Source organism: Occallatibacter sp. (genome assembly GCF_049510455.1).
Classification (GTDB): domain Bacteria; phylum Acidobacteriota; class Terriglobia; order Terriglobales; family Acidobacteriaceae; genus Telmatobacter.
Window position 1 is genome coordinate 19,501 of record NZ_JBEKYX010000056.1, and the last position, 8,550, is coordinate 28,050.

Below are 8,550 nucleotides of genomic sequence, written 5' to 3' on the forward strand. Positions count from 1 at the left end.
TTCGAATTCATTCAGGATCCGTCCGTTTTCTCTCAAAGGAGATTTTGCTGGTGAAAAATCTGTTTCGCTCTTCTCTCTGCGCGCTTGCAGGCGCCGCGCTGCTTGGCTCTTCCATGGCCCAGGCGCAGGCCGGGCACAAACTGCCTGAGATCAAGTATCAGGAGTTCAAGCTGTCCAACGGTCTGCAGGTGCTGACGCATGAAGATCACCGGCTGCCGCTGGTGGCAGTCGACCTCTGGTATCACGTGGGTCCGCTGAACGAGAAGCCGGGGCGAACAGGATTCGCGCACCTCTTTGAGCACATGATGTTTGAAGGCTCTGAGCATGTGGGTGAAAAGGCACACATCAAGTACGTGCAGGGCGCGGGCGCAACGGATGTGAACGGCACCACGGATTTCGACCGCACAAATTACTTTGAGACCATGCCGAGCAACCAGCTTGAGCTGGCGATGTGGCTGGAAAGCGACCGCATGGGCTTCCTCATGGAAGGCCTGAACCGCGAGCTGCTCACCAACCAGCGCGACGTGGTCCGCAATGAGCGCCGCCAGGGTGAAGGGCGCCCATACGACGTGGCGGACGAGGCAGTCTTCCATCTGCTTTTCCCCAAGGGACATCCGTACTATGGCTCGGTCATCGGCAGCCACGCAGACGTTGAATCCGCGCGCATTGCGGACGTGCGCGATTTCCACCAGCAGTTCTACACGCCGAACAACGCAACGATTGCGATTGCGGGTGACTTTGATCCGGCGACGCTGAAGAGCCTGCTGGAAAAGTATTTTGGACCCATTCCAAAGGGCCCGGCAGTCGAGGCGGTGAATGTGCAGACCCCGCCCATCACCTCGCAGAAGCGCGAAACGATCACAGACACGGTAAAGCTGCCTCGTCTCTCCGTGGCATGGCTTACGCCCAAGGCCTTTACGCCGGAGTCCTACAGCATTGACGCGGCCATGCAGGCACTGGGCGGCGGCAAGGCGAGCAGGCTGGATGAGGCGCTGGTGATCAAGGCACAAACAGCACAGAGCGTAAGCTGCAGCAACGGCACCTACGCGCTCACCGGCATTACCACCTGCGACATTACAGCCAAGCCGGGCGTGAAGCTCGAAGATCTGGAAGCAAGCTTCTGGGCTGAGCTGGGTAAGTTGCAGAAAGATGGCCCGACGGCGGAAGAAGTGCAGGCTTCAAAGGCGTTGTCACTGACCGGAAAGATCACCGGTCTGCAGCGGCTGGGCGGCTTTGGCGGCGTGGCGGACATGCTGAACTACTACAACCAGTACACCGGCAATCCGGGCTTCCTTTCAAAGGATATTGCCATGACGGATGCCGTCACCGCAGCCAGCACCAAGGCCGCTACGGCGAAGTATCTGACCAAGGATTCGGCCGTGGTGGTCTACTGCATTCCCGGCGCAAAGAAGCTGGACGATGTGCCGCGCAGCCCGGCGGACACCGATGCAACCGTTAAGATCGTGAATCCCTACACCGACGAATTCGAAAAGGCGCAGGACTGGCGCAAAACCAAGCCCGCTCCCGGCCCGGCTCCGGCCATTCATCTGCCTGTGCCCACGGAGTTCACGCTGGACAACGGCCTGAGGATTCTGCTGGTGGAGGACCACTCGCTGCCGGTTCTGAGCGCTTCACTGGTTTCACGCGCGGGCAGTGAGAACAACCCCGCAGGCAAGGGCGGCCTGGCCACCCTGGTCAGCGAAGTGATGGGCGATGGAACAACCTCCCGCGACCTGGCCAAACTGGCTGGGGACCAGGAGAAGATCGGCACGCGTATCGGAACCGGCAGCGGTCTTGAATCCGGCGCGATTTCGATGAGCCTGCTGACGTACCACTCCGCTGAGGGTATGGATCTCCTGGCAGACGTGGCGCAGCATCCCGCCTTCCGCGCTGACGATGTGGACCGTCGCAAGAAGCAGCGTCTGATTCGCATCGGACAGGAGACGGATAACGTACAGAGCATGGCCATGCGCGTCGGTCCGAAGCTGATCTTTGGGGACAGCCCCTACGGCCAGGCGGGCAACGGCACCGCTGAAAGCGTGGAGTCGATCACGGGCAGCGATCTCTCAGACTTTTACGCAAGCCACTATGGACCAAAGAACTCGGCGCTGATCCTCTCCGGCGACATTACGCGCGCGGATGCGGAAAAGCTGGCGAAGACTTACTTCGGCAAATGGAATGCGACAACCGCGCCCCCAGTAGAGATCCCGGCTCCGCCTGCGCCGCAGCCTACCCGCATCGTGATTATCGACAAGCCCGGCGCGCCGCAGACAGCACTCTATGCATTCGGTCTCGGCGTACCGGTAAGCTCACCGGATGCGGACACACTTGACCTCATGAACTACACCCTCGGAGCAGCCTTCGGCAGCCGCATCAACATGAACCTGCGCGAGGTTCACGGCTACACCTATGGCGCCCGCTCCGGCTTTAACGAATATCGCGCAGGAGGCTCCTTCTCCTCCGGCGCGTTGGTGCGAACCAACGTGACGGCAGAAGCGGCCAAGGAGATGATGGGCGAGATCAGGAATTTCCCCGAGAAGCCCTCAACCGAGGAAGAACTGGCCGCCGCCAAGGAGGCTCAGATACGCTCGCTGCCAGGCCGCTTTGAGACCACCTTCGCGATGACCAGCGCGTTGAGCAACATCTTCGTCAACAACCGGCCGCTGGACTATTACTCCAACCTGCCCCGCAAGTACGAAGAGGTGACGCAGGCCGATATTGCCCGCGTGGCACAGAAATATCTGCATGCGGACCAGCTCGTCATTGTCACGGCAGGCGATAAGTCGAAGATCGGGCAGAGCCTGAAGGATGCCGGCCTCGGTCCTGTGGAAACACGGGACATCAGCGGCAAGCTCGTTCAGTAGCCGATTGTTCCCCAAGCCATGTCCGCTGGAACAACAGCAGGGCTGATGGCGTAAGGTTCAGAAACATGAGGGCATGACGCAAACTACGCGTCGTGCCCTCTTTTTATGTGTATGAAGTGTGTGTAATTTCCACATACTCCGGGGATTGGGATGACGAGCAGGGAGATCATCAAGAGCCTTAAGGCGGATGGATGGTACGAAATGGCTCATGAGGGTAGCCACAAACAATTCAAACATCCCGTAAAACCTGGCCGCGTAACCGTTCTGCATCCAAAGAAGGAGCTCCCGATAGGAACACTTGTTTCGATCGAAAAGCAGTCCGGACTTAAATTCCACCAGACTTAAATTCCACTAGGAGGGCGAGATGGAATACATTGCATATCTGCATAAAGATGCTGATTCGGATTATGGGGTCAGCTTTCCGGACTTCCCCGGATGTGTGACTGCCGGCTCCAGCCTTGAAGAAGCCCGCAAAATGGCCGCGGAAGCACTGGCCTTTCATATCCGCGGAATGCGCGCAGATCACGAGGCAATCCCAGCGCCTTCTACTCTGGATGACCTCCGCGACGATCCGGCCCGGGAGGGAGGTATCGCGTTTCTTGTAACCCCGGAGGCGGAGGACCGCACTGTTCGGGTCAACATCACCATTCCGGAGAACCAGTTAGCGGAGATCGACCGGAGAGCAAAGGCTGCGCATCTATCCCGCTCCGCATACATGGTAAAGCATGCACTTCTTCCGCAAACACCGTCTTCTCACTCCAGAAATGCGACTGGCTCAATGGTCATTAAGCCAGTCCCGAAAGATGCCTCGCGTCCGGGGCGCAGGCGGTTCCGCCAGATCGCGTAACAAATCAGAAAGCCGGGACAAGGAAACGCCACCCCACTTGCCTCGGAAGCCGTATTTCGGCGATACTTAGGTGTTGTGTCTTGCGCTCGAGTGGCCTTATGTCTGGCCTAAGGTGGCCGGCAGGCTTTTGCGCCTCCGCTCCCGGTTAGCGGACAAGTCCCAAACAGATTTCTGAAAGGAAGTATCACCGTGGTCATGATTCGTCTGGCGCGTTTTGGCGCCACCAAGCAGCCCTATTACCGTGTCGTAGTCATTGAGAAGGACCGCGCCCGCAACGGGCGTTCAATCGAGGTTGTGGGCACCTACAATCCCCGCACCAATCCCGCCTCCGTGGACCTGAAGCACGAGCGCATCGCCTATTGGAAGAGCAAGGGCGCACAGTTCTCTGACACCGTGGCCAAGCTGGTGCAAAAGTTCCCCGCCAAGGCTGAAGAGACCGTAGCTGCTTAAAGATTGACTTCCGCTCTGCACATAAAGTTGTAATATGGCTGACGGCGACGGTCCGGTGCTGATACTATTCGCGCAAAGGCCGCACAATAAGTTGTGTAAGGCTGGAGCCGTTTTTCCAGGTTTCTGGTGCTTTTGAGCGTCGTGCAGGGTTGCTTTTTCTCAAGGGAAAAATCTCCTGCCCGTTGGCACATGCATGACAGAAACTGGAAAAACCGCAGAGACGGTCAGGGGCACGAACATGACCCAACATGAGATGGTTGCAGTCGAGGAGCTGGTCCGCGAAATTGCGCGGGCCCTTGTGGATGAGCCAGAGGCGGTTGAGGTTCAGACTGTAGCGCGGGACGAAAGCACGATCTTGAAGCTGAGGGTAGCTCCGGGAGACGTGGGCAAGGTGATCGGCAAGCAGGGACGCACAGCGCGTTCAGTACGCACCATCCTGAGCGCCGTGAGCATGAAACTGCACCATCGCTATACGCTGGACATTCTTGAAGAAGACGAAGAAGCCTGATTCTTTTGTGTCTAGCCCTTTCACAACCGTCATTACAACGGTTACGGGCTTTTCAGGCTTTAATCGGAGGCTTGCGTGAGCGCCTGGGTGTGGTTGGCGCGGATTCGCCGTCCGCAAGGACGCAAGGGCGAAGTATTCGCCGAAGTTCTTACTGATTTCCCCGAAAAATTTGCGGAACGAAAGCAGCTCTGGCTGCTGCGACTCACCTCCGGTGCGGGTGACTCTTCGGACCCGCGTTGCGTGGAGCTCGAGCACCACTGGCCCCACAAGTCCGGCGGCCAGAGCGGCATTGTGCTGCATTTTGCCGGAGTCGGGTCTATCTCCGACGCCGAAAAGCTGAATGGCCTCATCGTGGCCCTCCCCGTTGAGGAACGCGCGGCGCTGGGCGAGGACGAAGTACACATCGCCGACCTGATCGGCTGCGAGCTGGTCGATGTAGCAGGCGCGGAGCCGGTCGTTGTGGGCCGGATTGAGAATGTGGATCGAAGCGCGGGTCCGAATGCGGCAGACGCGGTTCCGCTCCTGATTGTTCGCGGGGAAAAGGGCGAGGTTCTCATTCCTTTTGCGAAGAGCTTTCTGCGCAGGCTGGACTTGGCTGGCAAGCGCGTGGAGATGGCGCTGCCGGAAGGGCTGCTGGAGCTGAACGGCTGAGACTCAGCGGTACGTGAGCGGCTCCCATGCGCCGCCCTGGTGTTTCAGCGCTAACTGAATCGGACGCGGCGGCCCTTTAGGCGGAAGAGTGACTTCGATCCACAACTGGTCGCCTTGTTTCACCGGCAACGGACTTGTTGCGTGCTCTGCAATATAAAAGTAAACCGGCTGCTGCAGCGTCATCGCGTCACATGAGTCACCAACACGCCAGCTCACATACTCGGCGGCTAAGGAAAAATGGCGCGTCGGAGCGCGGCTTGCAATCAGCTTGTTGTCCTTGATCGAAAGCGCCGCCTCAAACTGGGCTATCTGCCTGTTTGGAACCCCTACCGGCGTTACGAATGTAGTCGGTTGCTCCAATGTATGCTCGCCCAATGTCTTAGCAGCCCCGCAGCCATCGACCGTAAGCCGCAAGCCCAGGTAACGGCCTCGCATGATGAGCTCCGGATCGTAGACGGCTGAGCGCGTCCAGACGCGAGGGCAGGTTGCGCGCTGATAAAGATACCTCGCGGCAATCAGGGAAACAATGACGAGCTGAATAACCAGCACAACCACGGAGACAGCGGAGAGGCGGACAGAGCCAATTCTCATGACGCCTCCTTGAGTGCAGGCGCCGACATGGAGGCCATCAGACGCCGCCTCATGCGTTCAAGCGCCCATCCACCCGCCAGAAAGAGCACGCCGAGGCCGATGAGTCCGAGCGAGCGGCCGACCTTGTCAAAGATGTTGCTGAAGTAAAACCAGAAGACCGAGACGGCAAAGGCCACAATACCAAGATTTACCAGCGCACGGCTGGCCTGTTGCACTCCCCACCAGATGACGAAGATGCAAAAGCCGCTGGCGAGCGCATGAGCCCAGAGATTCGGGCCGTAGACGGTGTATGGCATTTGCTGGCCCCTGGGACCCAGAAAATGCTCAACCCAGTGACGTTGGGTCCAGGGCAGCAGGATGGCAAAAATGATCGCGACGGCAACGGGAATGAGACTTCTAGCGGCATTCAGTAAGGCAAGCGCCAGTGGAAGAGCGGCGATGACCATCCAGCCGATACACCGCGGCCAGAATGGAATCGCTGTCTGATCGGATGACCAGGAACGCCAACCTTCCATCATCAGGACGGTGCCAACGACGGACGCGATAGCACCCGCAGCGAATAGAATTCCCCGCACCACCCGGTTTCTCGATCCCAGAAAGGCGGTGAGATAAAGCAGCGCCCAGACAAACAGAAAACGGCCGAGATAGGCCGACTCGCCAACCTGACCTGTCATGGCGTCGTCGAGTTCGGAAAAAATCCACGCCGGAACAAGCAGCAAGGCGAGTATTTGCTGTGCCTGGTCGCGCAGCAGAGCCCAGCCCGCAAGCGCGGCAAGCGCCCAGAGCAGGATTGCGCCCGGCCAATGCTCTTGAATGTTGAAGATCTGCCCGACAAGCGCAATCGCAGCTCCGGTAGAGACGGTGCCGACAGCATGCAGTGCCGTAGACAGGCCGCGGAAGCTCTCTCGGCTGAGCGCACCCCCGACGTGAAAGACGGAGACCATCGCCAGTACGAGCGCAAATCGAGAGCCGGGACCGAGTTCGTCCCAGTGGGCAGAGACAAAGAGAATGACGCCTGTGGCAAGCAGAATGGCGCCGAGAATCAGCGCGACGATGCCCTGCCAGCGCAGCCCGGCGGGCTTCCTGTTTCCGGTTTCATAGGAACGAATGCGCGCGGCTGCTTCGGAGTCCAGAACTCCGGCAGACTGCCAGCGAGCGAGAAGGCTCTCAATTTCAGGCATGGTTCCTGCCGAGCATTAAAACACACTTCCCGGATACAGCGGGTAAATGCGTCCATCTATCATTAAAGAAGCGATGCAGTTTGAGATCATCACCATCTTTCCCGGCATCTTTGCCGGATTTTTCGAGCACGGGATTGTACGGCGGGCACAGACCGCTGGGCTCGTGACGGTAAACGTACACGATCTGCGCGGCTTTACGCACGACCGGCACCGCACGGTGGACGACCGGCCCTTTGGCGGCGGCGAGGGGATGGTTCTGAAGCCCGAGCCTCTGGCCGAGGCGCTGGCCTCACTTGGGATCGCGCCGAAATCAAGCCGTCCGCAGGACGATGGAACTTGTGTGGTGCTTCTTTCCGCTCAGGGACGGCCATTCACGCAGGCCGTGGCGCGGGAGCTGGTTGGGCTCAAGCGAGTGGTCTTTGTCTGCGGACGGTATGAGGGCGTGGATGAGCGCATCAACGAGCTGTATTGCGACATGGAGCTTTCAATCGGCGACTATGTACTGAGCGGCGGTGAGCTGGCGGCAGCGGTAGTGCTCGATGCCACAATGCGGCTGATTCCCGGCGTGCTGGGGAATGAGGCTTCAAGCGAGTTTGAAAGCTTTGGAGCGCAGGACGCGGTGATTTCCGCCGATGTGGAGGGCGTTCCACGCTCCCAGCACGGAGCTGGCGGGCTGCTCGACTACCCGCACTACACGCGACCGGCGGAGTTTGGCGGGCTGGCAGTTCCTGAAGTGCTGCTGAATGGCGACCACCAGGTGATTCGCAAATGGCGACGGGAACAGCAGCTACGAAAGACACTCCAGAATCGCCCCGATTTGCTATCAGGAGCAACTTTAAGCAAAGAAGATAATGAAATGCTGACTAAAATCATGCAACGGCTGCCTCAAAAGAGCGGAGCCGATAAAGCCCGCGAAAAACTTGAGAAGCTTGGCATTACCGAGCAGGATGTCGCAGACGCAATCAAATGGGCGCGGAGTGAAGAGAAACAACGCAAAAAAGAACAAAACAACTGAAGTTTGCCGTTATTTCGTGCTACAGTCATGCCACGCTTGAAGCCGAAAATGAAGAGTGCTTGTTGTGCCGTTCTGTTGTTTTTCGCGTGCCTAGGGCATTTCTCCTCTTGCAGTAGAGCGACCCCAGCCTGGCCGCAAAGACAAATACGCGGCGAGGGTGGGGCGCACGAACTTTATATCTTCGGGAGAGATGCTCTGATGTTGCGGCCTGGGACGGCAGCGTCTGAGGATTTGCTGGAACAACTTTCGCTTTTTGTTTTCCCAGTCAGGCTGTTTTTCGAGGGGTGAAGAATTATGCCGCTATGTGATTGTTTTTGTGTGATTTACCGATGATTTACGGTGTTTACTAATTGATTATCATGAGCGGTTACTTTGGTGAGATACCCCCCCGAAAAAAAAATTTCTGGGCTGCCTTGAAAGAGCTACGGCCCGAATCCTTTTTG

General features: G+C 58.2%; 9 protein-coding genes. 7 read left to right on the plus strand and 2 right to left on the minus strand.

Annotated elements, in window-relative coordinates:
• Nucleotides 1–50: 50 nt before the first annotated feature.
• The 6 genes from ABSG47_RS12005 to rimM all read left to right on the plus strand — a co-directional run bounded on the left by ABSG47_RS12005 (nt 51) and on the right by rimM (nt 5,320).
• The gene (locus ABSG47_RS12005; protein ID WP_424169929.1) at nt 51–2,864 is read left to right on the plus strand and encodes a M16 family metallopeptidase; all 2,814 of its coding nucleotides are present in this window, start codon (nt 51–53) and stop codon (nt 2,862–2,864) included.
• Nucleotides 2,865–3,014: 150 nt separating this feature from the next.
• Nucleotides 3,015–3,209, plus strand: coding sequence for a type II toxin-antitoxin system HicA family toxin (locus tag ABSG47_RS12010; protein ID WP_424169930.1), 195 nt, complete (start codon nt 3,015–3,017; stop codon nt 3,207–3,209).
• A gap of 19 nt (nt 3,210–3,228) precedes the next feature.
• On the plus strand, nt 3,229–3,711 hold the full coding sequence (locus tag ABSG47_RS12015) for a type II toxin-antitoxin system HicB family antitoxin (protein ID WP_424169931.1): 483 nt from the start codon (nt 3,229–3,231) through the stop codon (nt 3,709–3,711).
• Between the two features lie 195 nt (nt 3,712–3,906).
• Nucleotides 3,907–4,161 (plus strand): 30S ribosomal protein S16, encoded by a 255-nt coding sequence (rpsP, locus tag ABSG47_RS12020; RefSeq protein ID WP_058189371.1) that lies wholly within the window; start codon nt 3,907–3,909, stop codon nt 4,159–4,161.
• A 238-nt stretch (nt 4,162–4,399) separates the two neighbouring features.
• Entirely contained in the window at nt 4,400–4,669 is a 270-nt protein-coding gene (locus tag ABSG47_RS12025; RefSeq protein ID WP_424169932.1) for a KH domain-containing protein, read from the plus strand.
• A 75-nt stretch (nt 4,670–4,744) separates the two neighbouring features.
• Entirely contained in the window at nt 4,745–5,320 is a 576-nt protein-coding gene (gene rimM / locus ABSG47_RS12030) for a ribosome maturation factor RimM (protein WP_424169933.1), read from the plus strand.
• A gap of 3 nt (nt 5,321–5,323) precedes the next feature.
• Here rimM and ABSG47_RS12035 read toward each other — a convergent pair whose 3' ends face one another.
• Nucleotides 5,324–5,911, minus strand: a complete 588-nt coding sequence (locus ABSG47_RS12035) for a hypothetical protein (RefSeq protein WP_424169934.1) — start codon at nt 5,909–5,911, stop codon at nt 5,324–5,326.
• Nucleotides 5,908–7,092 carry a DUF2157 domain-containing protein gene (locus ABSG47_RS12040; RefSeq protein ID WP_424169935.1) on the minus strand — a complete coding sequence of 395 codons (1,185 nt, stop codon included), beginning with the start codon at nt 7,090–7,092 and terminating at the stop codon, nt 5,908–5,910. Before ABSG47_RS12040 ends, ABSG47_RS12035 begins: the two co-directional genes overlap by 4 nt.
• Nucleotides 7,093–7,138: 46 nt before the next feature.
• Here ABSG47_RS12040 and trmD point away from each other — a divergent pair, with 46 nt between their 5' ends.
• Nucleotides 7,139–8,107, plus strand: coding sequence for a tRNA (guanosine(37)-N1)-methyltransferase TrmD (gene trmD, locus ABSG47_RS12045; protein WP_424169936.1), 969 nt, complete (start codon nt 7,139–7,141; stop codon nt 8,105–8,107).
• Nucleotides 8,108–8,550: the final 443 nt, after the last annotated feature.